This is a genomic window from Corynebacterium liangguodongii (assembly GCF_003070865.1).
Classification (GTDB): domain Bacteria; phylum Actinomycetota; class Actinomycetes; order Mycobacteriales; family Mycobacteriaceae; genus Corynebacterium; species Corynebacterium liangguodongii.
Genome location: NZ_CP026948.1, coordinates 1,862,073 through 1,884,499 on the forward strand (window position 1 = coordinate 1,862,073; position 22,427 = coordinate 1,884,499).

Below are 22,427 nucleotides of genomic sequence, written 5' to 3' on the forward strand. Positions count from 1 at the left end.
GTGATCGCAGCTAAACGATTCATGGGTACGACACTACTCGCAACCTCCTGGCCACGCCCCTCCCCGTCCGCCAGCGCGGGTAGTCTATGACGCATGGTTGATCCCGCGGCATCTTCGCACCACTCGACGGCGTTTTTGACGGACATGTACGAGCTCACCATGCTCGACGCCGCTTTTAAGGACGGCACTGCCGAGCGCCGGTGCACGTTCGAGGTCTTCGCCCGCAGGCTTGCCGATGGCCGCCGCTACGGCGTTCTCGCGGGCACCCAGCGGGTGCTCGATGCCATCTGCCACTTCCGCTTCACTGAGGAACAGCTCGACTCCGCCGATTTCCTCTCCGAGCGCGCGAAGGACTACCTGCGCAATTATCGCTTTTCCGGGCAGATCGACGGCTACCGCGAGGGCGAGATTTATTTCCCTTATTCCCCGTTGATGACGGTGCGCGGCACATTCGCCGAGTGCGTCATCTTGGAAACGGTGATTCTCTCCATCCTCAACTCCGATTCCGCGGTGGCCTCCGCCGCCTCGCGCATGGTCACCGCGGCGGAGGGCCGCCCGATCATGGAAATGGGATCGCGCCGCGCGAATGAGCGCGCCGCCGTCTCGGCCGCGCGCGCCGCCTACATCGCAGGGTTTTCCTCCACGTCGAATATGGAAGCCTCCCTGCGCTACGGCATTCCTTCTTCTGGCACTGCCGCGCACGCCTGGATGTTGTTGCACGTCGACGATGAGGGCAAGCCGGATGAAGTCGCGGCATTTCGCTCGCAGGTTGCCAGCCTCGGCGCCGACACCACGCTGCTTGTCGATACGTTCGATATCACCCAGGGCGTGAAAAACGCTCTCGCGGTCGCCGGGCCAAAGCTCGGCGCGGTGCGCATCGACTCTGGCGATCTCGGCATCGTCTCCCGGCAGGTGCGCAAGCAGCTTGACGACGCCGGGGCGATTGACACTAGGATCATCGTCTCTTCCGATCTCGACGAATTCGTCATCGCGGGCTTGCGCGGCGACCCCGTCGACAGCTTCGGCGTAGGCACATCCGTCGTCACTGGGTCCGGTAGCCCGACTGCAGGCATGGTCTACAAGCTCGTCGAGGTCGAGGGCCACCCGGTAGCCAAGCGCTCGAGCGGCAAGGTGACCTTCGGCGGGACGAAGTCCGCATTGCGTGCTTACCGCGCCTCCGGTGTGGCCGTCGCCGAACTCATCCACCCCGCGGGGGTGGAGATTCCGCGCAAGAAGTCGCTGACCTACCGGGAAATGGTCATCCCCTTGGTCCGCGACGGCAATATCGTCGAAGACCTCAATGACCTCGAGCAGACGCGAGACTACCTCGACGCCGCCCGTCGGACCCTACCGTGGGAGGGCCTTGCCCTCTCCCGCGACGAACCGGCGATTCCGAGCCGTTTCGTCGGCTTCCCCGAGCCCTCGGAGTAGGGCCATACGCGTGTGAAACACCCCACCGATAACCCGCTCATGCCGTCCACGTCGGAGCTGCTCGCCGCCGCGGTCGAGGCGCTCGGCGGTGCGCGGCGCCCTGGGCAGGTCGCCATGGCCGAGGCCGTGACCAGCGCCGTCGAGAAGGAGCGCCACCTCGCGGTGCAGGCCGGTACCGGCACTGGAAAGTCCCTGGCCTACCTCGTGCCCGCCCTGCGCCACGCTCAGGCGACCGGCTCGACGGTCGTCGTCTCCACGGCGACGATCGCGCTGCAGCGCCAGCTCATCGAACGCGACCTGCCCCGCCTCGCGGACGCCCTCGAGCCCCTGCTTGAGCGGCGGCCAACGTTTGCGATCCAAAAGGGGCGCAATAACTATGTCTGTCTGCACAAGCTCTCCGTGCCGGAGCCCGTGGAGGGCGCGACCGCGCTCATGGGCCCGCAGGACCTATCTCGACTGGGCGGCCAGGTCAAGCGGGTCCACGAGTGGGCGCAGGAATCCAAGACGGGGGATCGCGACGAGCTGGAGCCGGGGGTGCCGGACGCGGCGTGGCAGCAGGTCTCGGTGAGCTCGTCGGAGTGCCTGGGCGCCACGCGCTGCCCGCACGGGGAGGACTGCTTCGCCGAGCTTGCCCGAGAGCGCACCCGCGGCGTCGACGTGGTCGTGACCAACCACGCGCTGCTGGCAATCGATGCGCTCGCGGATACCGCGGTGCTGCCCGAGCACGACGTCGTCATCATCGACGAGGCGCACGAGCTCGACTCCCGCATTACCTCGGTGGCGACGAACGAACTCTCGGCGCGGGCGCTGACGATGGCGTCGAAACGCGCAGATAAGCTCGGCGCCGCGAAGGGTGAGCTCGCTTTGCGTGTCGACGACTTCGCGGCCGCCGTGGCCCTCGAAGAGCCCGGCCGTTGGACCACCATTTCCGAGGCCGCCCGCGGCGGCTTCGTCGCCGTGCGCGACGAGCTGTGGCGAGCCCGGGAAGCGGTAGGGAGAGCCCCGGACGGCGAATCCACCAATGACCCGGAGACCTTCGCCGAGCGCGAAAACCTCAAAAACCACCTCGAGGAACTGCACGATACCGTCGTGCGCATCCTCGAGGTCTTCGACGAGGATGACCCCTCCAAGCACACAGACGTGGTCTGGCTGACCCGCTCGGAGCGCTACGGCGACTCCGTCTCCGTCGCCCCGCTCTCCGTCGCTCCATTGTTGCGAGAGCGCCTCTTCGCCGAGCACACGGCGGTGCTCACCTCGGCGACCTTGAGTGTCGGCGGCAACGTCAAGGCCCTCGCAGCGGCATGGGGGCTGCCCGACGGGACGTGGGACAGCATGGACGTGGGCACCCCGTTTGACCCGCGGCGCAGCGGCATCCTCTACACGGCCGCACACCTTCCCCCGCCGGGACGCGACGGGCTCAGCGCGGCCGCGCTGGACGAGATCACCGAGCTCATCACCGCGGCAGGCGGGCGCACGCTCGGCCTGTTTTCCTCGCGCCGCGCCGCCGAGCAGGCCGCCGAGGTGATGCGGGAGCGGTTGCCCTTCGACATCCTGGTTCAGGGAGAGGACTCCACGGGTGCGCTGGTCGCCGCGTTTTCCGCTAGCGAGAACTCCTGCCTGTTTGGCACCCTGTCGCTGTGGCAGGGCGTGGACGTACCCGGCAGCTCGCTGTCCTTGGTCATCATCGACCGCATCCCGTTTCCCCGCCCGGACGACCCGCTGTTGCAGGCCCGCTCCAAGGCCGCCGATGCGGCGGGGCGCTCGGGCTTCATGGAGGTCTCCGCCACCCACGCCGCCCTGCTGCTGGCTCAAGGCGCGGGGCGTCTGCTGCGCTCGGTGGACGACCGCGGGGTCGTCGCCGTGCTCGATAGTCGCTTGGCGACAAAGCGCTACGGATCCTACCTGCGCCGGAGCATGCCCGATTTCTGGACGACGACCGACCCCGCCACGGTGAAGGCGGCGCTGCGCCGCCTTGTCTCGCGCGCCAACGCAGGCCCCCGGAAGCGCTAGCCTGCGCCCTGAAGCGCCACCACGGTCGTCGATCCTGGCGCGACCTCGGTAAACCCGGCGTCGATAACAGGCACCGCCCCGGGGGACGTCGCCAGCGCGGCGAAGCGCGCTCCGTCGACCTCTCGCACGCCCAGCGGGAAACCCTGCTCCGCCCACGCGCGCACCCAGGCGAGGGGGCGGTGGGCGGCGAGCAGCATCGAGGCGTGCCCGACCTGGGCGGCGGCCTTGCCCAGCGTCATCCCAAGCTCGCCGTTGACGGCAACGACGGGCGCCGAGGCGCGCAGCGGCTCAGGTTCGCGGCCCGCGGGGAGGTCCGTGCCGCTGATCTGCAGCTTCGCTATCTGCCGCGGCGGCCGGGAGACCGCGCACGGCACGAAAGCCCGGGCGTGTCCGCACGTGACACCGGGAAGTTCCTGCACCGCCTCCCACGCCGAGCCCCTGCAGCGGCGCGCGAGCTTGCGTATCCTCCCGCTATACCACCGGGCGAGCCCATCGCGCAGCTCGCCCTCCTGGCCTGCGCGCGGGTCGAGGCAGAGCATGACCACGGCCCTGGCCGCGTCCGCCAGCACGTCCTCGCGTGCGAGCCGCGCCCCGGCCTCACCCTTGGGCAGGTTGAGCACGATCGGCATGGCGAAGACGGCGGCGGCATCCTCCGGCTCGCGCCTGCCCTCCTCCAGGCAAGTGCGCAGCAGCTCGTGCGCGGCGGCGAGGCTCTCCACGTCGACTCGACGGCCTAGCTCAGCGCCACGCGGCCGTCGATGCCCGCGGCCTCGTTGGCAAAGTCGATCTCCTCGCGCGGGATGCCGAGGATGTAGAGCACCTCGTCGAGGAAGGGGTGGTTGACGCTCGCGTCGGCAACCTCCTTGAGCGCCGGCTTGGCGTTAAACGCGATTCCGAGGCCTGCCACGCCGAGCATGTCGATGTCGTTCGCGCCGTCGCCCACCGCCACGGTCTGGCGCATGGTGAGGCCGGAATCGGCTGCGAACTCCGTGAGCAGCCGCGCCTTCGCCTGTCTATCGACGACCTCCCCCACCACCTTCCCGGTGAGCTTGCCGTCAACGATCTCCAGCGTGTTCGCCCGCACGTAGTCGAGCCCGAGGTCCTCGGCAAGGCCGTCGAGGACCTGGATGAACCCGCCGGAGACGACGGCGGTGCGATACCCCATGGACTTCAGCGTGCGGATCGTCGTGCGCGCTCCCGGGGTAAGCTCGATCTCGGCGGCGACGTCGTCAATCACGGAGGCATCGAGCCCGGCGAGCGTGGCCACACGCTCGCGAAGGGACTGCTCAAAATCGAGCTCTCCACGCATCGCCCGCTCGGTCACCGCTGCGACTTCCTCCTCCCGCCCTGCGCGCGCGGCGAGCATTTCGATGACCTCGCCGGTAATGAGCGTGGAGTCGCAATCGAAGCACACGAGCCGCTTCGCGCGCCGGTGCAGGCCAGCGTGCTCCATGGCGAGGTCGACGCCGAGCTCTGTAGATAGCCCCGCGAGCGCCTCCCGGATCTTACGCCCGCCACCCGGGGAATAGTCCGGCAGGGTGACGCGCAGTTCCAACCCTGTGACAGGGTAGTCCGAGATGCCGTTGATGCGGTCGATGTTCGCCCCGAAGCCCGCCAGCAGGTGGCCGAGCCGGGAGACCTGTTCGGCCTGTACCGGGTTGCCGAGCATGACGATGACGTGAGTCGAGCGCGGGCGCGAGACCGCACCGGCAGCCTGGCCCGTCTCGATGGTGACGCGTTGGCCGAACTCCCAGAGTCCGGCGCGCAGCTCGCGCTCTAGATCAGTGAGTCCCAGCGGGTCCATGCCGACAAAGGTCGAGAGCATGAGCTGGCCGCGGAAATCGACCTGGGAGACATCAAGAAGCTGCACGCCGTGATTGGCCAGGGCGGTAAAGAACGCGGCGGAGACCCCGGGACGGTCCGGCCCCGTGGTGGTGATGACGGCGTGCTTGAGTCCTTCTTGGAGCTCTACTTCGAATGCGGGCATGAAGCGTCCTTGAATCTGTGAGTGCTAAGGCGACCGGGCGTGTGTACGAAGACCCACGCACACCGCTTATGCTACCCAACTGCTTCGGTGCCCTGTTCGACGCTAGCCCCCGCCTCTCACGTGGAGGCGGGGGCTAGCTCGTTGTCAGTCAGTGCAGCAGGTGCTTAGCTGTGCGTTCCCGCAGCCTCCTGCGCTTCGGCCTTGTTGCCTTGGGAGTCGAACTCGTGGTGCGCACCCTTGTAAGGGTCCTTACCGTGCCCGGTGTGAGCCTCGCGGCGCATCCGGCCAACCATGTGCGGGTAGTGCAGCTCGAAGGCGGGGCGCTCCGAGCGGATGCGCGGCAGGGAGGTGAAGTTGTGGCGCGGCGGCGGGCACGAGGTCGCCCACTCCAGCGAGTTGCCGTAGCCCCACGGATCGTCCACGGTAACGACCTCGCCATAGCGCCAGGACTTGAACACGTTCCAGATAAACGGCAGCATGCCGATGCCGAGGATGAACGCGCCAACGGTCGAGACCTGGTTGAGCAGGGTGAAACCATCGGTGTCGAGGTAGTCGGCGTAGCGGCGCGGCATGCCCATGTTGCCCAGCCAGTGCTGCACCAGGAAGGTCATGTTGAAGCCGATGACGGTGAACCAGAAGTGGATCTTGCCCAGCCGCTCGTCGAGCATGCGCCCAGTCATCTTCGGGAACCAGTAGTACACGCCCGCTGTGGAGGCGAACACAACCGTGCCGAACAGGGTGTAGTGGAAGTGCGCGACGACGAAGTAGGAGTCGTGCAGGTGGAAGTCCAGCGGCGGGGCGGCGAGCATGATGCCGGTCAGACCACCGAAGAGGAAGGTGAACAAAAAGCCCATTGCCCAGAGCATCGGGGTCTCGAAGGTGAGGTGGCCGTTCCAGATGGTGCCGAGCCAGTTGAAGAACTTCACGCCCGTCGGCACCGCGATGAGGAAGGTCATGAAGGAGAAGAACGGCAGCAGGATCGCGCCGGTGGCAAACATGTGGTGCGCCCACACGGCCATCGACAGCCCCGCGATGGCGAGGGTGGCGAAGACGAGGCCGATGTAGCCGAAGATCGGCTTGCGGGAGAACACCGGGACGATCTCGGAGATCACGCCGAAGAAAGGCAGCGCGAGGACGTAGACCTCGGGGTGGCCGAAGAACCAGAACAGGTGCTGCCACAGGATCGCACCGCCGTTGGCGGTGTCGTAGATGTGGCCGCCGAGCAGGCGGTCGAAGACGACGCCCATCGCCGCGGCGAGCAGCAGCGGGAAGATCATCAGAGCGATGATGGAGGTGACGAACACAGTCCAGGTGAACACGGGCATGCGGAACATCGTCATGCCCGGTGCGCGCAGGGTGAGCACCGTGGTGAGCATGTTCACGGCGGAGGCGACGGTGCCCACGCCCGTTGCGCCCACGCCGACGATCCACAGGTTCGCGGAGACGGACGGGGTGTGCGTTGCATCGGCCAGCGGCATATACATGGTCCAGCCGAAGTCGGCCGCGCCGCCCGGAGTGAGGAACCCCGCAAGCATGGCGATGATGCCGACCTGGGTGATCCAGAACCCAAACGCGTTGAGGCGCGGGAAGGAGACGTCGGGCGCGCCGATCTGCAGCGGGAGGACGTAGTTGGCGAAGCCCCAGACGATCGGGGTACCAAACGCCAGCAGCATCACCGTGCCGTGGATGGTAAACAGCTGGTTGAACTGCTCATTGGAGAGGAACTGAAGACCGGGGCTGAACAGCTCAGCGCGGATCAGCAGCGCCATGAGGCCGGCCACGAAGAACCAGATAAAGGACATGATGATGTACAAAATGCCCAGTTCTTTGTGGTCGGTCGTGGTCAGTAACTTGTAGAACTTCGAGCCCTTGCGAGCGTTGCCCGTCGGTTCGGGACGAGCGGGCGGGACGTACGAGTCCACCCTCGGCGCCACTGCGGTCATGCGATCCTCCTGACTGACGGCGCCCCGGCCTTCCGCCCCTTCGCTCCCGCGGGGAGCATTGGGCGGAAATAGAGGCACCACAACTGATACCGGATCATCATAAGCCACCAGCGACGCGAATTTCCAGCCCCGCAGGGGTACGCTCCCACCCGCCGTCCATCGCACCCCCATGCAGGGGCCCGGGTGCGCGGGTGCGCGGGGCAAACCCCGGCGGGTGGGTCGAGCGGTGCGCTCGATCTCACACCCGGCGGGGGTAGCACCACCCCACCCTTCGGCCGGTGCGCAGCTGTCTAGAAGTCCCAGTCCTCGTCGAGGGTGTCTTCGGCCTTGCCGATGACGTAGGAGGAGCCCGAACCGGAGAAGAAGTCGTGGTTCTCGTCCGCGTTGGGCGACAGGGACGCCAGGATAGCCGGGGAGACCCGCGTCTCGTCTTGGGGGAACAGCCCCTCGTAGCCGAGGTTGTTGAGAGCCTTGTTGGCGTTGTAGCGCAAGAAGCGCTTCACGTCCTCGGTCCACCCCAGCGGGTCGTAGAGGTCCTCGGTGTACTGGGTCTCGTTTTCATAGAGATCGTAGAGCAGATCGAAGGTGCATTCCTTCAGCTCGTCGCGCTCGCCCTGGGTTAGCTCGGCCACCCCGCGCTGGTACTTGTAGCCGATGTAGTAGCCGTGTACCGCTTCGTCGCGGATGATGAGCCGGATGATATCTGCAGTATTGGTGAGCTTGGAGTGCGCCGACCAGTACATCGGCAGGTAGAACCCGGAGTAGAAGAGGAACGACTCGAGCAGCGTGGAGGCGACCTTCTTTTTGTGAGGGTTGCCACCCTCGTAGTAGCTCAGGATGATCTTCGCCTTGCGCTGTAGGTTGGGGTTTTCCTCCGACCAGCGGAACGCGTCGTTGATGGAGGGTGTGTCCGCCAACGTCATAAAGATGTTGGAGTAGCTCTTTGCGTGGACGGACTCCATAAACGCGATGTTGGTGTAGACCGCTTCCTCGTGCAGCGTCTTGGCGTCCGGTAGCAAGGAGACTGCCCCGACAGTGCCCTGGATGGTATCGAGCAGGGTCAGGCCGGTGAAAACCCGCATCGTAGCGGTCTGCTCGTAGTCCGTCAGCGTGCGCCACGAAGGAATGTCGTTGGACACCGGGACCTTCTCCGGCAGCCAGAAGTTGCCGGTGAGCCTGTCCCACACCTCGAGGTCCTTGTCGTCGGGGATGGTGTTCCAGTTGATCGCCCTCACGGGCGCCTCATGCGCGCGGAGGTAGTTATCGTACTCTTCGGTCACGCCGACTATCCTAGCTTGCCCGCACACCCCGTGGACAATGCTAACGTTATACGAATTATCGGGGATAAATGTATAAGACATATCTCCGCCCCCGCTTTGGTACCTAGTCCCCCGAGGTTGATACACACTATGACACCAGCCCGCTCGACCACCACCCCGTCCACGGAACCGCTGCTCAACAAGATCCTCGACACGCTCGGGATGGAGATCATCTCCGGCACCATCGCGGCAGGGCGCACGTTCACCTTGAGCGACCTCTCTACGCGCTTCGGCATCTCCCGCACCGTCGCGCGCGAGGTCATGCGCGCCCTGGAACAGTTAGGGCTGGTCGTTCCTTCTCGCCGGATCGGAATTAAGGTGCTGCCGTCGAGCCATTGGAATGTCTTCGACCAGGCCGTGATTGATTGGCGGTGGCGCACCGACACCGACCGCCAGCTCCGTGAGCTCAGCGAGCTGCGCTACAGCGTCGAGCCCATCGCTGCGGCGCTCGCGGCGACGAAGGCAAGCGAAGACGAGGGGGCGAGCCTCGTGCACATCGCCAAGGAGATGATCGAGCTGGCGGAGGCAGGGGCGAGCGAGGAGTTTCTGGCACTAGATATCAAGTTCCACACCCTCATCCTCAACGCCTCACGCAACGAGATGTTCGGCGCGCTGGCCCCGTCGATCCTCCACGCCCTCGAGGGGCGTACCCGCTACGGGCACCGCGACTCGATCCCGCTCGAGGACTCGGTGCGTGCGCACCTCACGCTCGCCGAGGCCATCGTGGCGCGCGACGGGGCTCGCGCGGAGCGCGCATCCCGCGAGGTCATGGCCGACATCGCGCCCTAGCCGGCCTTAGAGCATGCAGGACACGCAACCCTCGACCTCTGTGCCTTCCAACGCCATCTGGCGCAGGCGGATGTAGTAGAGGGACTTGATGCCCTTGCGCCACGCGTAGATCTGTGCGCGGTTGATCTCGCGGGTGGTGATCGTGTCTTTGAAAAACAGGGTAAGCGAGAGCCCCTGGTCGACGTACTTCGTGGCCACCGCGTAGGTGTCGATGATCTTCTCGTACCCGATCTCGTAGGCGTCCTTGAAGTAGTCGAGGTTGTCGTTATCCATGTGCGGCGCCGGGTAGTAGACGCGGCCGATCTTGCCCTCCTTGCGGATCTCGATCTTCGAGGCGATCGGGTGGATCGACGAGGTGGAGTTGTTGATATACGAAATCGAGCCCGTCGGCGGCACGGCTTGAAGGTAGCGGTTGTAGATTCCGTCGCGCGCGACGTCGGCCTTGAGCGCCGCCCATTCCTCCGCGGTGGGCACGCTTATCGACGCCCCTGCGAAAAGGCCCTTTACCTTCTCCGTCTTCGGCTGGAAATCTGCCGGATCGTAGCGGTCGAAGAACTCCCCGGTGGCGTACTCGGAGGATTCAAAGCCCGCGAAGCGCTCCCCCTTCTCCACTGCGATTTTGTGGGAGGCCTTGATCGCCTCATACATCACGGCCGCGAAGTACGCGTTGGTGAAGTCGAGCCCTTCCTCCGAGCCGTACTCGATGTGTTCGCGGCCGAGGTAGCCGTGGAGGTTCATCTGGCCGAGCCCGATGGCGTGGGAGGCGTCGTTGCCGTCGCGCACCGAGGGCACCGAGTCGATGGAGGTCTGGTCCGCCACTGAGGTCAGCCCGCGGATCGCGGTCTCCACCGTGCGGGAGAAGTCTTCGGAGTCCATCGCCTTGGCGATGTTGAGCGAGCCGAGGTTGCAGGAGATGTCGTGTCCAACCTCGGCGTAGGTCAGGTCGTCGTTAAGCACGGAGGCGGAGTTGACCTGGAGGATCTCGGAGCAGAGGTTGGACATGTTGATGCGGCCGATTTTCACCGGGTTGGCGCGGTTCGCGGTGTCCTCGAACATGATGTAGGGGTAGCCGGATTCGAACTGAATCTCCGCGATGGTCTGGAAGAACTGGCGCGCGTTGATCTTGGTTTTACGGATCCGCGGGTCCTCGACCATCTCTTCGTACTTCTCGGTGATCGAGATATCGGCGAACGGCAGCCCGTAGACGCGCTCGACGTCGTAGGGGGAGAACAGGTACATGTCGTCGTTGCGCTTGGCCAGCTCGAAGGTGATATCCGGGATGACCACGCCGAGCGAGAGCGTCTTGATGCGGATTTTCTCGTCGGCGTTTTCGCGCTTGGTGTCCAAAAAGCGCAGGATGTCGGGGTGGTGCGCGTTGAGGTAGACCGCGCCGGCGCCCTGGCGTGCGCCGAGCTGGTTGGCGTAGGAGAAGGAGTCTTCCAGCAGCTTCATGACAGGGATGACGCCGGAGGACTGGTTTTCGATGTGCTTGATTGGCGCGCCGGCCTCGCGGATGTTGGAGAGCAGCAGCGCCACGCCGCCGCCGCGCTTGGACAGCTGCAGCGCCGAGTTGATGCCGCGGCCGATGGATTCCATGTTGTCCTCGATGCGCAGGAGGAAGCAGGAGACGAGCTCGCCGCGCTGCGCCTTTCCGGCGTTGAGGAAGGTCGGGGTGGCCGGCTGGAAGCGGCCGTTCATGATCTCGTCGACAAGCGCGGTGGCGGTCGCCTCCTCGCCGCGAGCGAGGAACAGCGCGGTCATGGAGACGCGGTCTTCGAAGCGCTCGAGGTAGCGGCGCCCGTCGAAGGTTTTGAGCGTGTAGGAGGTGTAGTACTTGTAGGCGCCGAGGAAGGACTGGAAGCGGAACTTGTAGGAGTAGGCCTGCTTAAAGGTGTCCTTGACAAACTGCCAGTCGTATGCCTCAATGACGGCCGGGTCGTAGTAGTTGTTCTTCACCAGGTAGTCGATCTTCTCCTCGAGGTCGTGGAAGAAGACGGTGTTTTGGTTGACGTGCTGGATGAAGTACTGGTTCGCCGCCTCGCGGTCTTTGTCGAACTGGATCTTCCCGTCCTCGTCGTAGAGGTTGAGCAGCGCGTTGAGGGCGTGGTAGTCGAGCTGCTCGGCCTGGGAGACGGGTTCTGCGACGGTCTTGCCTAAGGCGGGGGTGTTCACGGTAAGGCTCCTATGCGTTCGTTGTGTGGTGGTATTTCTGGCGCAGTCGCGCGAGCCGCTCGGCTGCCTCGCCACGCGCCTGCGCGTCCCGGGCTTCGACCTCGGCGAGCGCTGCCTGCGGCATCGGCACGAGCCCGAGTCGCTGGGTGTTCTCAATGAGGTGCGCGCGCACGGAGGTGACGTCGTGCTCGTCCCCCATGAGTTCGAAGCGGTAGAGGTAAGGCACCGAACACGCCCGCGATATTACGTCACCGGCGCGACAGAAGTCGGGGCCGAAGTTGGCGTTGCCGGAGGCGATCACCCCGCGGATCAGGCCGCGGTTTCCCACATTGGACAAAAACCGCTCGACCTGCGGGGGCACCGGTCTGGTGTGCTCACTCGTCAGTGATGCTCCCCCGCCGTAGGTGGGGCAGATGAGCACGTAGGGCTCGGCGGCGAGCAGCTGCGGCTCCGTACGCCGCAGCGGGATGCGCGCGGCCGGCAGCCCTAGCTTGTCGACGAACCGCTTCGTGTTTCCAGTCGCCGAGGAGAAGTAGACAATGAGCATGGCCTCTTCGCTGCCCCGGCTACTCGGCTACGCTGCCTGCGCGAGGGCTTGGATGCGCTCCGGGCGGAAACCGGACCAGTGCTCGCCGCCTGCCTCGACCACGGGCGCCTGGAGGTAGCCGAGCGCCATGACGTAATCGCGGGCGTCGCTATCGACGGAGATGTCGACGAGTGCGTAGTCGAGGCCGGCGGCGTCGAGAGCCTTCGTGGTGAACTTGCACTGGACGCAGGCGGGCTTGGTGTAGACAGTGATGGACATAACCAGTTGACTCTTCCTCGTGAAATTGGGCGGTGATCCGGGCGACCGGACGGCTTCGTATGAACTCCCTCAAACACTATACTTTGTGGCCCATTTAGGCAACCGATACTATATATAGTAGTTACATCACTGAAATTACCAGGATAGCGTCCCGACTCCGCCCACATCTAGACCCTATGACCACCATGCTACTTACACGTGTGCAATTTCTTGCCCCAGCAACCGTGCCGCACGGCGAAGCCCCGCCGCTTCCATGGTGGGAAACGACGGGGCTTGGCGGGGATAAAGCGGGGCGGGGCGACTACCCCTGACGGGCCTTGAAGCGCGGCTCCTTCTTGTTGATCACGTAGACCTTGCCGTGGCGACGCACAACCTGGGCGCCCGGCTTGTTCTTCAGCGACCGAAGCGACTTGCGAACCTTCATCGGGCGCTCCTTTCTTCTCTCGGGATTTTGCTCATACGACCCCCAACCGGAGTCGTGACACGGCCTTAAAGGTTACCCGACGGGGGACCGATAGCCAAACCAGCACCGGCGGCAACGCCTACGATGGCCCCATGACTACTATCCCCTCACCCCTACAGGCCCACATCATCGCGCAGCTCGGCGTCTCCCCCACCATTGACGCAGCCGCGGAGATCGAGGCGCGGGTCGGTTTCTTGTACGACTACCTCCTCGCCTCCCGCGCCAAGGGCTTCGTCCTCGGCATTTCCGGCGGGCAAGACTCGACGCTGGCCGGGCGGCTGGCCCAGTTGAGCGTCGAGAAGCTGCGCTCGGCTGGCCACGACGCTACCTTTACCGCGGTCCGCCTCCCGCACGGAGTGCAGGCCGACGAGGCCGATGCGCAGCGCGCGCTGAAGTTTATCGCCCCCGACGAAACCCTCACCGTCAACATCGAGCCCGCCACATCCGCGATGGCTTCCGCGGTCGCCGACGCACTCGGTACGGCGGGCGTGGGCGACTTCAACAAGGGCAACATCAAGGCGCGCATGCGCATGATCGCCCAGTACGCCATCGCCGGGGAACGCGGCCTGCTCGTCATCGGCACCGACCACGCCGCCGAAAACGTCACCGCGTTCTTCACCAAGCACGGCGACGGCGCGGCTGACCTCTTACCGCTCGCGGGCCTGAACAAGCGCCAGGGCGCGGCGCTGTTGCGCGAGCTCGGCGCCGAAGAGGCCCTTTGGCGCAAGGTCCCCACCGCCGACTTGGAGGAAGACCGCCCCGCGCTGCCCGACGAGGAAGCGCTCGGCGTGACCTACAGCGACATCGACGACTACCTCGAGGGCAAGCCGCTTGACGACGCCCCCCGTGAGCGCCTCGAACACCTCTGGCGCATCGGCCAGCACAAGCGCCACCTACCCCCCGGCCCGACCGATTCCTGGTGGCGCTAGCCCACCGCCTCCAGCGTCTGCTCCGCCGCGCGGACGAGCGCCCCGCCGTAGCCCGGCCCGTGCGTAAACGCGTGCACCGCCAGCGGGTGGAGCTGGTGGATCGGGATGCGCGCTTGCCAATTTTCCCCCAGCTCCCCATCCTCGAGGTAACCCTCGACGATCGCGTCGAAGTGGGGCGCGCCAAAAAGCTCAAGCATCGCGATATCGGTCAAGGGGTGCCCGCCGTGGGCGGCCGGGTCGATAAACCGCGGCCCCTCAGGGGAGAACAGCAGGTTACCCGACCACAGGTCGCCGTGGATGCGGGCTAGCGGGGCGTCTTCGTCCTCGTCTTCGAGTGCCTTGCACGCCGCGCGGACCGCTTCCCACCCGGCGCGGCTCAAGTTTCCGGCGTCGCGGGCACGCTCCGCGAAGGGGAGGACGCGCTGGTGTGCGTAGAATTCCGCCCACCGCCTCGTCGGGCGGCACTCCTGCTCAATGCGGCCGATGAAGTTCGGCCCGTCCCACCCGTCCGGCGGGGCCCCGAACGCCGCGGCGCCGCACGCGTGGATCTTCGCCAGCTCGCGGCCCGCCTGCCGTGCGGCTTCGTGGGTGGGGCGAGCGTGGCTAACCTTCTCGATGACCAGTGTGTTCGCGGCACGATCGAGGTCCAGCACATCTACGACCGCCGCGCTGCCCTCGCGCAGCCAGCGCAGGCCCGCGGACTCCGCAGCTGCGGAGGCGGGGGCGCTGCCGTGTTTGAGAAAGACCTCGGACATAGGTCACATGCTATTGCAAGACCCGGCGGCGCGTTCCCGTCTCGTTCTCCCCTGCTTCCAGCTCCAGCAGGAATTCCTTCGCCTGGGTGCCTCCCCGGTAGCCCCCGAGTGAGCCGTCGCTACGCAGCACGCGGTGGCACGGCACGACGATAGGCAGCGGGTTGAGCGCGCACGCCGTTCCTGCGGCCCGAACTGCCTTCGGGCGGCCCACCCGGGCGGCGAGCTCTGCGTAAGACACGGTCTCGCCGAATCCCACATCGCACAGCGCGCGCTGCACGCTCCCGTAGAATCCTCGGGCGTGGCGCCAATCGAGCGCGAGGTCGAACTCGCGCCGCTCGCCCGCGAAGTACTCCCCGATCTGCTCGGCGGCGCTGCCCCCGCCCCACGCGCGGTACTGCTCTCCGCGGACCTCTTCCACGGCCGCGAAGGCGACGCGCGCGAGCCCCTCCTCCGAGCTCACCACCACGAGCTCACCAATCGGCGTGCTCACCGTGGCAATGCCGAACGTCTCCACGGCGGGTAGCCTAACATGCCTCACGGTCCGGGCAGTCCGGCCTGACGACGGCATCGAGCAGCGCCGCCCCGATGGGCAGCGCCCGCTCGTCTATCCAGAACGCCGGCTGGTGCAGGTCGGTCTGCGGACTCTCGCCGTCCCACACGCCCAAGCACAGGTAAATCCCGGTGTCTCCTCGGTGTACCAGCCGAAATCCTCGACGCCGCTGGATTGGGCCGCGCTTCCCACGCCTTCCTCGCCGAGCACCTCGCCCACGGCGCGGGCCGCGATCCTACCGGCCCACCTAGCGGCGTGCCAGTGGTAGCCTGCGGCGGCGAACCTGTGCAGTGCGTTGCCGTAGGCGGGCCTCTCCTGGCCCTCGGTGCCACCGTCGAAGGAGACCACCGTGGGCGCCGCCGATTCGGATGAAAACCCGGCCGGGAGCCTATGCCGCTGACCCGCAGGAGCCGGAAGCGGTCGGCGTGATGATCGGTGCGGAGCATCACCCACGGCATCCCAGCTCACAAGCGCGACCGTTTCGCGCGCGCCTGCCGCCGGAGTTTTCCCGCTCGTGGTCATGGCCTAGAGCTCCCTTCCCCACAGCGCGCAGGATCCAGACGTCTACGCTGCCATACCTGCGCGATGTGTTGACGATGGAAGATCCGTCCAACACTCGGCTGGAGTATGGCATAAGTAGGTGGGGACTTAGTCGACGAGGGATCTCTCACCCAGGCAGAACTCAATCATCGGTGCCACGAAGGCGTAGACGGCCTTGGCGTCCCCGACGCTGTTGCCGAAGGTGCCGCCGGCGCGCCAGAGACGGTCCTCGCGCACCGCGAGCGTCGCCGGGGTGGCTACGGGGCGACTATGGGGCGTCGATAAGCGTGGCGATCGCGCGGTGCTCACACTACGCCGAGTCGCGCTCGCCACCAGCGTCTCGTGGATCATCGCGAAGAAATCCGCAGGATTGAGGAGTGCGGTTCCGCAGAATGTAGGCGAATCTCTCGCTGCTCATCTGCACGGTAGAAACCAACAGCGACGGCTCCACGCTCACGGCGGAGGATGAGTCAACGGCGCCAGAGGCCCTCGACTGCCAGAACAGGGGGTGCACCAGAGTGGTAGATCAGGATGATTGGGCGTGCGCGGAAGGGGCGCCACCGAGGGTGATGCACGCGGCGACGGGCACGGCGATCAAGGTCTGGGTGAAGGTGCGCACAGAAACAGCTCGGTTTGAGCAGGCATAAACAGGTACTGTGTATACCGTCCCATCCACAGAGGTGCGAGCGTTGCACACGTCTTGGTGGAGCTAACGGGATTCGAACCCGTGACCCCCACACTGCCAGTGTGGTGCGCTACCAGCTGCGCCATAGCCCCAAGAACTGATATGAAATTGTACGAGTGGAGCTAACGGGATTCGAACCCGTGACCCCCACACTGCCAGTGTGGTGCGCTACCAGCTGCGCCATAGCCCCGTAAGACAACTTTGATTAATATACACCCCTGCTCAACCGGGCAACAAATCCCCTGCAGATGGCGGCGTCCCCCTCGGCGGGGCGAGGGGGACGCCGATAAGAATGGTTGGTTTACGCCAACGCAGCCTCGACCCAGGTGTTGATCTCCTGGCCCTCGACCAAGTCCTTGTCGTCGCGCATCACGCGCGGGGTGTAAGCCTGGCCGGTCTTTTCGTTCTGGTAGTCGAGGTTCTTGCCACCGACGTCCTTTGCGGCCTCCTCGAACTCGCCTTCGCGGATAGCGGCAACCGCCTCGTCGCTAGCGCCGAACTCCTTCGCGCGGTCCGCGAGGTCATCGTTGTCAACCTTGTTGTACACGCTCTGCTGCTCGGCAAACAGCATCGCGCGCAGGTTCCACAGCGCCTGGGCTTCACCGTTGGCTGCGAGGGCAAGCTCGGCGGCAAGCGCGCGGGTGGAGTGGCCCGGGGTGTACTGAGCACCCTGGCCGTCGAGAAAGACCATCGGGTGAACCTTCACCTCAAGCTCGCCGGCCTGGATTTTCTCCAGAGCCTGTCCGTCCGTAGCCTCGGCCAGCTCCCCGCAGTGCGGGCAGGAGAAGTCCTCGAACAAGTCCACTGACTTCGCCTCGGAGCCACCGTCCTTGGCGGACAGCGTGAAGAAGGCATCGCCCTCGGTGTAGCTCACGGCGAGGTTTTCCACCTGGATCGTGCGCGCGGCTGCTGCCTCGTTCTGCTTGTTGCGGCCGTTGAACACGATCAGGCCGATCACCACGGCCGCGATCGCGATGACAGCGATAACGGCCCAGATAAACCCGGCGCCGCTTTTCTCGTTAGGGTTTTGTACTTTGCGGGTGGTCACTTCCAACTCCTCTTCGGCGACTCAAATAGACGTCACTCTATCTTAGGGGTAGATTGCCCACTTCTTGTACGGGCGGTAGATCATCCACAGCGTTATCGCGATGTAGAGCACGTCGCGTCCCATGGTGGCCAGGACATTCGTCCCCTGGTCAGTCTGATCCGGGCTGAAGCAACCGCAGTCGATCACGAGGCCGCGCGCCCACGCAGAGGCGAGACCGATGATGAACAAGCTCAGCACCCCGATGGAAACCCACCCGGCCGGCTTGAGCTTGATGCCTAACAGCAGGAGCATCCCGCCGGCGATCTCAAGCGGGCCGATGATTCGCGCCAGCATGTCCGACCAGGCCGGGGTGAAGATCTCGTAGGCCATGATCGTCTGGGTGATGTCCATGTGCACGCCGATTTTGGACACCCCAGCAGAGAGCCAGATGTAGGCCATGAAGAAGCGCGCGGAGGCCGAGAGGACATCAAGCACGACCCTGCGGGTGCCCCGCCCGAGCTCCGCGTCGGGGGCTTTCGTTGTCACAGTCACGAGACGTAAGCCTAGCGCAGGGCGCGGCTTTGCCCCCGCTACTCCCCCAGCACCTCGCTGACCAGCGCCTTGGCCTCCTCCTGCACCTTGGCCAGGTGGTCTTCGCCACAGAAGGATTCGGCGTAGATCTTGTACTTGTCCTCCGTGCCGGAGGGCCTCGCTGCGAACCAGGCGTTTTCCGTGGTCACCTTGAGCCCGCCGATGGCGGCGCCGTTGCCGGGCGCCTCGGTGAGCTTCGCGGCAATCGGCTCGCCGGCGAGCTCGGTGGCGGAGACCTGCTCAGGAGACAGGGCCTTCAGCGCTGCCTTTTGGGCGCGGTTGGCGGGGGCGTCGATACGCGCGTAGGCGGGCTCCCCGAACCGCTCGGCGAGCTCGCGGTAGCGCGCGGACGGCGTCTTCCCCGTCACCGCGGTGATTTCGGAGGCGAGCAGATCGAGGATGATGCCGTCCTTGTCGGTAGACCACACTGTGCCGTCGAAGCGCAGGAAGGAAGCGCCGGCGGATTCCTCGCCGCCGAAGCCGACGCTGCCATCGATAAGCCCGGGCACAAACCACTTAAACCCGACCGGAACCTCGACGAGTTCGCGGCCGAGCGAGGCGACGACGCGATCGATCATGGACGAAGACACCAGCGTCTTGCCCACCGCCGTGCCCGCGGACCAGCCCTCGCGGTGCGTAAACAGATACTCAATGGCCACGGCGAGGTAGTGGTTGGGGTTCATCAGCCCGGCGTCGGGGGTGACGATACCGTGGCGGTCAGAGTCCGCGTCGTTGCCGGTGGCGATGTCGAACTTCTCGCGGTTATCCACGAGCGAGGCCATGGAGTTCGGGCTGGAGCAGTCCATGCGGATCTTGCCGTCTGTATCGAGCGTCATGAACCTCCAGGTCGCATCGACGAGCGGGTTGACCACAGTGAGGTTGAGCTTGTGCGCCTCGGCGATCGCCTGCCAGTAGTGCACACTCGCCCCACCCATCGGGTCGGCGCCGATCCGCAGCCCGCTGCCGCGGATGGCATCGAGGTCGACCACGCCCGGCAGGTCTGCGACATATGTGCCCATGAAGTCGAACTTCCCCGCGCGCTCGTCAAGCACGCCGCTTATCGACGCCCTTTTTACTCCCCGGAGCCCGTCCGCGAGATAGGCGTTCGCGCGCTGGGCGATCCAGTCGGTGGCATCCGTATCGGCAGGACCTCCGCTCGGCGGGTTGTATTTCAACCCGCCGTCGCGCGGGGGGTTGTGGGAGGGGGTGATGACGATGCCGTCGGCGCGCTTCGGATCCGTGCCCGTAACTCCCCCAGGGAGCTTCGCATTGTATTGCAGGATGGCGTGGGAGATCGCCGGGGTGGGCGTATAGGCCCCGGCTGAGTCGACGAGGACTTCCACGTCGTTGGCGAGCAGCACCTCCAGCGCCGAGACCTGCGCAGGCTCGGAGAGCGCGTGGGTGTCCCGCCCGATGTAGACAGGCCCGCCGATGGAATTGTCGCGGCGGTAGTCGACGATCGCCTGGGTAATCGCCCAGATGTGCTGCTGATTAAACGCATTGTCCAGCGAAGAACCTCGGTGACCGGAGGTACCGAACGCGACTTGTTGGTCCGGGTCGTGCGGGTCGATCTCGCGGGTGTAGTAGGCGGTGACAACCTCCGCGATGTCGATGAGGTCTTCGGGTGCGGCCACCTGGCCGGCGCGCTCGTGTGCCATATCTGGCTGCTCCTTGTGCGGTATTCGGGCTCTTTTCCCACAATCATTCCCGTGCGCGGCGGTTTTCGCCAGGGCGGAGAAAACCCGACGTATTACAATCTAGCGCCGTGGTACGCGAAGTGATCCAAGTGGGGGCGGGCGCGGCACTGGGCGCGCTGGTGCGGTTTGTGACGCTACACACGGCGCTGTTTCTCTCCGTCGACCCGCTGCTGACCATCTTCGCGATCAACATCGCTGGGTGCATCGCCATGGGACTCTATGCCCCCGGGAAGCTGTGGGGCACGGGCTTCCTCGGCGGGTTGACCACCTTTTCCGCGCTCTCCCCTGCCGGCATGCCGCTTACGCCTGGGCTCGCGGTCGGGTTCTTGGCCGCGTGCACCGCCTGCGGCGTGGCCGGCTGGCTGCTGGGGGATTTCTTGCGCGGCAACGACACGGCGGACGGGACGCCATGAACGCATTCTTTTCTAGCTTGGCCGCGGTCGCCGCCGGTGGTTTCCTCGGCGGAGTCTCACGCTGGGCGCTCAGTCGTGTGCCCGGGGGGCTGACCGGGACGTGGGTGGCAAACGTGCTGGGGTGCGCCGCGCTCGGCATGTGCGTAGCGTCACCGAGCATCTGGGTGACTTTTGTCGGCGCGGGGTTCGCTGGGGCACTGAGCACCCTATCCACGCTGTCGAAGGAGCTCGGCGCCTTGCTCAAGGCGCAACGCAGCCGCGCGGCCTGGTCCTACTTCTTCGTAACAATCACGGGCGGCACCGTCGCCGCGCTCGCAGGGCTCAGCATCGCCTACTGGTTGTAGAACCTCAATAGTGTCAATCCCTAGCGAGAGATCGTCTTTCGCGGTACGAGTAGCCCCACCACGGCAAGCGCCGAGACCGCTAAAGCGAGGGAGCCGAAGAGCGCGACAGAGCCCGCTTGCCGTGCGGCGACATCCCCGCCGGACGAAAACTCGACTAAACCGTCCAGGCTTCCAACAAGCCAGCCGCCATCCCTGCTCACAAGGAACAAGACCGAGGACACCGCAATACCGAAGCCGTTGCCGAGTGCAGAGGCCATCTTGTAAAAGCCTGAACCTACGCCAAGCTTTGAAGCGGGCAGCGCGCTGAGCGCCGCGTCAGTCGCAGGGGTAGCAAAAATTGCCAGCCCTCCGCCGAGGATGAAAGTGCCCACCACGGCGGTGACCATGTACGCACCTAACGGCAAGAACGTCGGGGTAAGGAGCATCACTGCAACGGCAACGAGGCTCGTTGCGATAAGCATCGGCGTCCTTGCACCGAAGCTGCCTAAAAGCTTTTCGCCCAAGCGCAAGCAGATGAAGATGCCAGCAGCAAAACCCAAAGTGAGTAAGCCCGTTTTTGCAACGCTAAGGCCATAGCCCAACTGAAGCACCCACAGCGCCGCAATGAGCCCACCACCGACTGCGTTGGCAAGGAAATTCGCGGCAACGACGCTGCTGTACTGGCGGTTCGCAAGAAGAGCGAAGTCAAGAAACGCCTCAGAGCCCTTGGCCTTCTCGATGACCACAAAGCAAGCCACAACCAAAGCAGAAGCGACAACGATACTCCAAGGAACAACGCCGCCCCAGTCAAACGCGCTGCCCTGCGTGATTAGAACGAAGACCAGAGCCGTCGCTAACGCGAACGTCCCCGCCCCAGCCCAGTCAAGCCCTTTGACGCCACTGCGAGGGGTGTCGGTCTCTGGGGCGCGACGCACGAGTAGGGAGGCGATCACCGACACCACAGCGCCGAAGAAAAATACCCCACGCCATCCGATCGGTGATTGCGCCAAAATGCCACCGAAGAAACCTGCCAGGCCTGAGGCACCGAAGCTGCCAAAAGACCACATGGAAATCGCACGCCGCCTCTCATTCCCTTCCCAATAACGCTGCACTATGGTCAGCGTCGCGGGCATGATCAGCGCGGCAGCGATTCCCTGGAGTACACGTCCACATACGAAGAACCACACCGCCAAATCCCCGGCAGGAGCACATGCGAGGAGAAGTGAGCCGATCAGATTGATAAGGTTACCGACTAGAACCATTCTGACGTGGCCGTTGCGGTCGGCAATGCTGCCGAATACCGCGATGAACATCCCGCAAACTACACCTGCGACCGCAATTCCAGCACCGGTGATAGACTCGCTGATCTCGAGTGATTCAGTGATCAGCGGAGCGTTGATGTTAGCGGTCTGAGCGAAAAGCCAGAACGTCGATACACTAAGAACGAGCCCGACGAGTAGCGCGTCGTTACCGCGGTAAGCCGTTTCGGCGTGCATGGATCTCCTCCTTATATAGAGGATTCTCTGCTTTCAGAGACCCCTCTTCATAGATAACTGCTGAAAAGCATGATATTCGCTTGGAGATGCCCCCGCGGGCAAATGAAAGAAAAATCTTCGGCGCATGCTGACCCGCCGTTTCACCGCACAAATCCCATCCTGAAAACAGGCTCACGCTTAATTGGCTTCCTCCAGCCCCCGCGCGTTGGAGACTTTGCAGAAAGCCCAACGGTGTCGCTTCATAGCAGGCAGTGCACGGGGTGGTTGAGCCTCTTGCGTGTTATGTTCTCGAGCCTGTGACGGGTCGTACGCATCAGTTGCGGGTACAGATGTGTGCGGCGGGGGTGCCGATTGTGGGTGATCCGCTCTACCCCACCGCGGTGTCGGGGGGTGTGGAGGATTTTCGTGTGCCGATGCGTCTGGCCGCGGTCGTGCTCGAGTTCACGGATCCGTTGACCGGCCGTGGGCGGTGTTTTGGGTTGGACGCGTGCGGGTTGTGGGG

Annotated in this window: 22 protein-coding genes and 2 tRNA genes; 6 read left to right on the forward strand and 18 right to left on the reverse strand. The window is 65.0% G+C overall.

The genetic code is table 11. The annotated features are described in order from the left end of the window. Positions 1-93: 93 nt before the first annotated feature. Both C3E79_RS08880 and C3E79_RS08885 read left to right on the forward strand, forming a co-directional pair. The gene (locus C3E79_RS08880; RefSeq protein ID WP_108404592.1) at positions 94-1,431 is read left to right on the forward strand and encodes a nicotinate phosphoribosyltransferase; all 1,338 of its coding nucleotides are present in this window, start codon (positions 94-96) and stop codon (positions 1,429-1,431) included. Between the two features lie 39 nt (positions 1,432-1,470). Then, positions 1,471-3,441 (forward strand): ATP-dependent DNA helicase, encoded by a 1,971-nt coding sequence (locus tag C3E79_RS08885; RefSeq protein ID WP_108405137.1) that lies wholly within the window; start codon positions 1,471-1,473, stop codon positions 3,439-3,441. On the opposite strand, the gene C3E79_RS08890 is transcribed toward C3E79_RS08885, so the two are convergent. From C3E79_RS08890 to nrdF, 4 genes are all read right to left on the reverse strand, one after another. Further along, positions 3,438-4,160 carry an aminoacyl-tRNA hydrolase gene (locus tag C3E79_RS08890; protein WP_235840707.1) on the reverse strand — a complete coding sequence of 241 codons (723 nt, stop codon included), beginning with the start codon at positions 4,158-4,160 and terminating at the stop codon, positions 3,438-3,440. The genes C3E79_RS08885 and C3E79_RS08890 overlap by 4 nt on opposite strands. A 14-nt stretch (positions 4,161-4,174) precedes the next feature. Further along, on the reverse strand, positions 4,175-5,428 hold the full coding sequence (serB, locus tag C3E79_RS08895) for a phosphoserine phosphatase SerB (protein ID WP_108404593.1): 1,254 nt from the start codon (positions 5,426-5,428) through the stop codon (positions 4,175-4,177). 164 nt (positions 5,429-5,592) lie between these two features. Further along, complete coding sequence (gene ctaD, locus C3E79_RS08900) at positions 5,593-7,371, reverse strand: aa3-type cytochrome oxidase subunit I (protein WP_108404594.1); 1,779 nt, start codon at positions 7,369-7,371, stop codon at positions 5,593-5,595. 290 nt (positions 7,372-7,661) lie between these two features. Beyond that, positions 7,662-8,651: a class 1b ribonucleoside-diphosphate reductase subunit beta gene (gene nrdF, locus C3E79_RS08905; protein ID WP_108404595.1), complete on the reverse strand. Its 990-nt coding sequence runs from the start codon at positions 8,649-8,651 to the stop codon at positions 7,662-7,664. A gap of 129 nt (positions 8,652-8,780) precedes the next feature. Here nrdF and C3E79_RS08910 point away from each other — a divergent pair, with 129 nt between their 5' ends. Further along, positions 8,781-9,479, forward strand: a complete 699-nt coding sequence (locus tag C3E79_RS08910) for a FadR/GntR family transcriptional regulator (RefSeq protein WP_108404596.1) — start codon at positions 8,781-8,783, stop codon at positions 9,477-9,479. A gap of 6 nt (positions 9,480-9,485) precedes the next feature. Here the strand turns inward: C3E79_RS08910 and nrdE are convergent, their stop codons facing one another. From nrdE to ykgO, 4 genes are all read right to left on the reverse strand, one after another. After that, positions 9,486-11,651: a class 1b ribonucleoside-diphosphate reductase subunit alpha gene (nrdE, locus tag C3E79_RS08915; protein WP_108404597.1), complete on the reverse strand. Its 2,166-nt coding sequence runs from the start codon at positions 11,649-11,651 to the stop codon at positions 9,486-9,488. A gap of 10 nt (positions 11,652-11,661) precedes the next feature. Then, positions 11,662-12,198: a class Ib ribonucleoside-diphosphate reductase assembly flavoprotein NrdI gene (nrdI, locus tag C3E79_RS08920; RefSeq protein WP_108404598.1), complete on the reverse strand. Its 537-nt coding sequence runs from the start codon at positions 12,196-12,198 to the stop codon at positions 11,662-11,664. A gap of 27 nt (positions 12,199-12,225) precedes the next feature. Then, positions 12,226-12,456, reverse strand: a complete 231-nt coding sequence (gene nrdH / locus C3E79_RS08925; RefSeq protein ID WP_108404599.1) for a glutaredoxin-like protein NrdH — start codon at positions 12,454-12,456, stop codon at positions 12,226-12,228. A 301-nt stretch (positions 12,457-12,757) separates the two neighbouring features. Next, complete coding sequence (gene ykgO / locus C3E79_RS08930; protein ID WP_092283840.1) at positions 12,758-12,880, reverse strand: type B 50S ribosomal protein L36; 123 nt, start codon at positions 12,878-12,880, stop codon at positions 12,758-12,760. A 131-nt stretch (positions 12,881-13,011) separates the two neighbouring features. Here ykgO and nadE point away from each other — a divergent pair, with 131 nt between their 5' ends. Further along, positions 13,012-13,848: an ammonia-dependent NAD(+) synthetase gene (gene nadE / locus C3E79_RS08935; RefSeq protein ID WP_108404600.1), complete on the forward strand. Its 837-nt coding sequence runs from the start codon at positions 13,012-13,014 to the stop codon at positions 13,846-13,848. Here the strand turns inward: nadE and C3E79_RS08940 are convergent. From C3E79_RS08940 to pgm, 9 genes are all read right to left on the reverse strand, one after another. Then, positions 13,845-14,603, reverse strand: a complete 759-nt coding sequence (locus C3E79_RS08940) for a fructosamine kinase family protein (RefSeq protein WP_108404601.1) — start codon at positions 14,601-14,603, stop codon at positions 13,845-13,847. The two genes, nadE and C3E79_RS08940, sit on opposite strands and share 4 nt — an antisense overlap. A 10-nt stretch (positions 14,604-14,613) precedes the next feature. Beyond that, positions 14,614-15,117 (reverse strand): methylated-DNA--[protein]-cysteine S-methyltransferase, encoded by a 504-nt coding sequence (locus C3E79_RS08945; RefSeq protein ID WP_235840706.1) that lies wholly within the window; start codon positions 15,115-15,117, stop codon positions 14,614-14,616. 90 nt (positions 15,118-15,207) lie between these two features. Beyond that, complete coding sequence (locus C3E79_RS11475; RefSeq protein ID WP_179948272.1) at positions 15,208-15,501, reverse strand: hypothetical protein; 294 nt, start codon at positions 15,499-15,501, stop codon at positions 15,208-15,210. 300 nt (positions 15,502-15,801) lie between these two features. Then, complete coding sequence (locus C3E79_RS11415; RefSeq protein ID WP_146183418.1) at positions 15,802-16,002, reverse strand: circularly permuted type 2 ATP-grasp protein; 201 nt, start codon at positions 16,000-16,002, stop codon at positions 15,802-15,804. 392 nt (positions 16,003-16,394) lie between these two features. Further along, positions 16,395-16,470, reverse strand: a tRNA-Ala gene (locus tag C3E79_RS08955). A 25-nt stretch (positions 16,471-16,495) separates the two neighbouring features. Continuing rightward, positions 16,496-16,568, reverse strand: a tRNA-Ala gene (locus C3E79_RS08960). 111 nt (positions 16,569-16,679) lie between these two features. Beyond that, positions 16,680-17,426 (reverse strand): DsbA family protein, encoded by a 747-nt coding sequence (locus tag C3E79_RS08965; RefSeq protein ID WP_108404603.1) that lies wholly within the window; start codon positions 17,424-17,426, stop codon positions 16,680-16,682. A 42-nt stretch (positions 17,427-17,468) separates the two neighbouring features. Continuing rightward, positions 17,469-17,957, reverse strand: a complete 489-nt coding sequence (locus tag C3E79_RS08970) for a MauE/DoxX family redox-associated membrane protein (protein ID WP_268876077.1) — start codon at positions 17,955-17,957, stop codon at positions 17,469-17,471. 38 nt (positions 17,958-17,995) lie between these two features. After that, entirely contained in the window at positions 17,996-19,654 is a 1,659-nt protein-coding gene (pgm, locus tag C3E79_RS08975; protein ID WP_108404604.1) for a phosphoglucomutase (alpha-D-glucose-1,6-bisphosphate-dependent), read from the reverse strand. A gap of 107 nt (positions 19,655-19,761) precedes the next feature. Here pgm and C3E79_RS08980 point away from each other — a divergent pair, with 107 nt between their 5' ends. Then, positions 19,762-20,106, forward strand: a complete 345-nt coding sequence (locus C3E79_RS08980; protein WP_235840705.1) for a CrcB family protein — start codon at positions 19,762-19,764, stop codon at positions 20,104-20,106. Beyond that, entirely contained in the window at positions 20,103-20,450 is a 348-nt protein-coding gene (locus tag C3E79_RS08985; protein ID WP_108404605.1) for a fluoride efflux transporter FluC, read from the forward strand. Before C3E79_RS08980 ends, C3E79_RS08985 begins: the two co-directional genes overlap by 4 nt. A gap of 20 nt (positions 20,451-20,470) precedes the next feature. Here the strand turns inward: C3E79_RS08985 and C3E79_RS08990 are convergent, their stop codons facing one another. After that, complete coding sequence (locus tag C3E79_RS08990) at positions 20,471-21,925, reverse strand: MFS transporter (protein ID WP_108404606.1); 1,455 nt, start codon at positions 21,923-21,925, stop codon at positions 20,471-20,473. Positions 21,926-22,427: the final 502 nt, after the last annotated feature.

Coding starts and splice junctions, on each gene's coding strand:
- nrdH (WP_108404599.1), bottom strand. CDS start 12,456: ATGTCCATCACTGTCTACACCAAGCCCGCCTGCGTCCAGTGCAAGTTC.
- C3E79_RS08885 (WP_108405137.1), top strand. CDS start 1,471: ATGCCGTCCACGTCGGAGCTGCTCGCCGCCGCGGTCGAGGCGCTCGGC.
- C3E79_RS08985 (WP_108404605.1), top strand. CDS start 20,103: ATGAACGCATTCTTTTCTAGCTTGGCCGCGGTCGCCGCCGGTGGTTTC.
- C3E79_RS08940 (WP_108404601.1), bottom strand. CDS start 14,603: ATGTCCGAGGTCTTTCTCAAACACGGCAGCGCCCCCGCCTCCGCAGCT.
- C3E79_RS08990 (WP_108404606.1), bottom strand. CDS start 21,925: ATGCACGCCGAAACGGCTTACCGCGGTAACGACGCGCTACTCGTCGGG.
- pgm (WP_108404604.1), bottom strand. CDS start 19,654: ATGGCACACGAGCGCGCCGGCCAGGTGGCCGCACCCGAAGACCTCATC.
- C3E79_RS08910 (WP_108404596.1), top strand. CDS start 8,781: ATGACACCAGCCCGCTCGACCACCACCCCGTCCACGGAACCGCTGCTC.
- serB (WP_108404593.1), bottom strand. CDS start 5,428: ATGCCCGCATTCGAAGTAGAGCTCCAAGAAGGACTCAAGCACGCCGTC.
- ykgO (WP_092283840.1), bottom strand. CDS start 12,880: ATGAAGGTTCGCAAGTCGCTTCGGTCGCTGAAGAACAAGCCGGGCGCC.
- C3E79_RS08880 (WP_108404592.1), top strand. CDS start 94: ATGGTTGATCCCGCGGCATCTTCGCACCACTCGACGGCGTTTTTGACG.
- nrdI (WP_108404598.1), bottom strand. CDS start 12,198: ATGCTCATTGTCTACTTCTCCTCGGCGACTGGAAACACGAAGCGGTTC.
- ctaD (WP_108404594.1), bottom strand. CDS start 7,371: ATGACCGCAGTGGCGCCGAGGGTGGACTCGTACGTCCCGCCCGCTCGT.
- nadE (WP_108404600.1), top strand. CDS start 13,012: ATGACTACTATCCCCTCACCCCTACAGGCCCACATCATCGCGCAGCTC.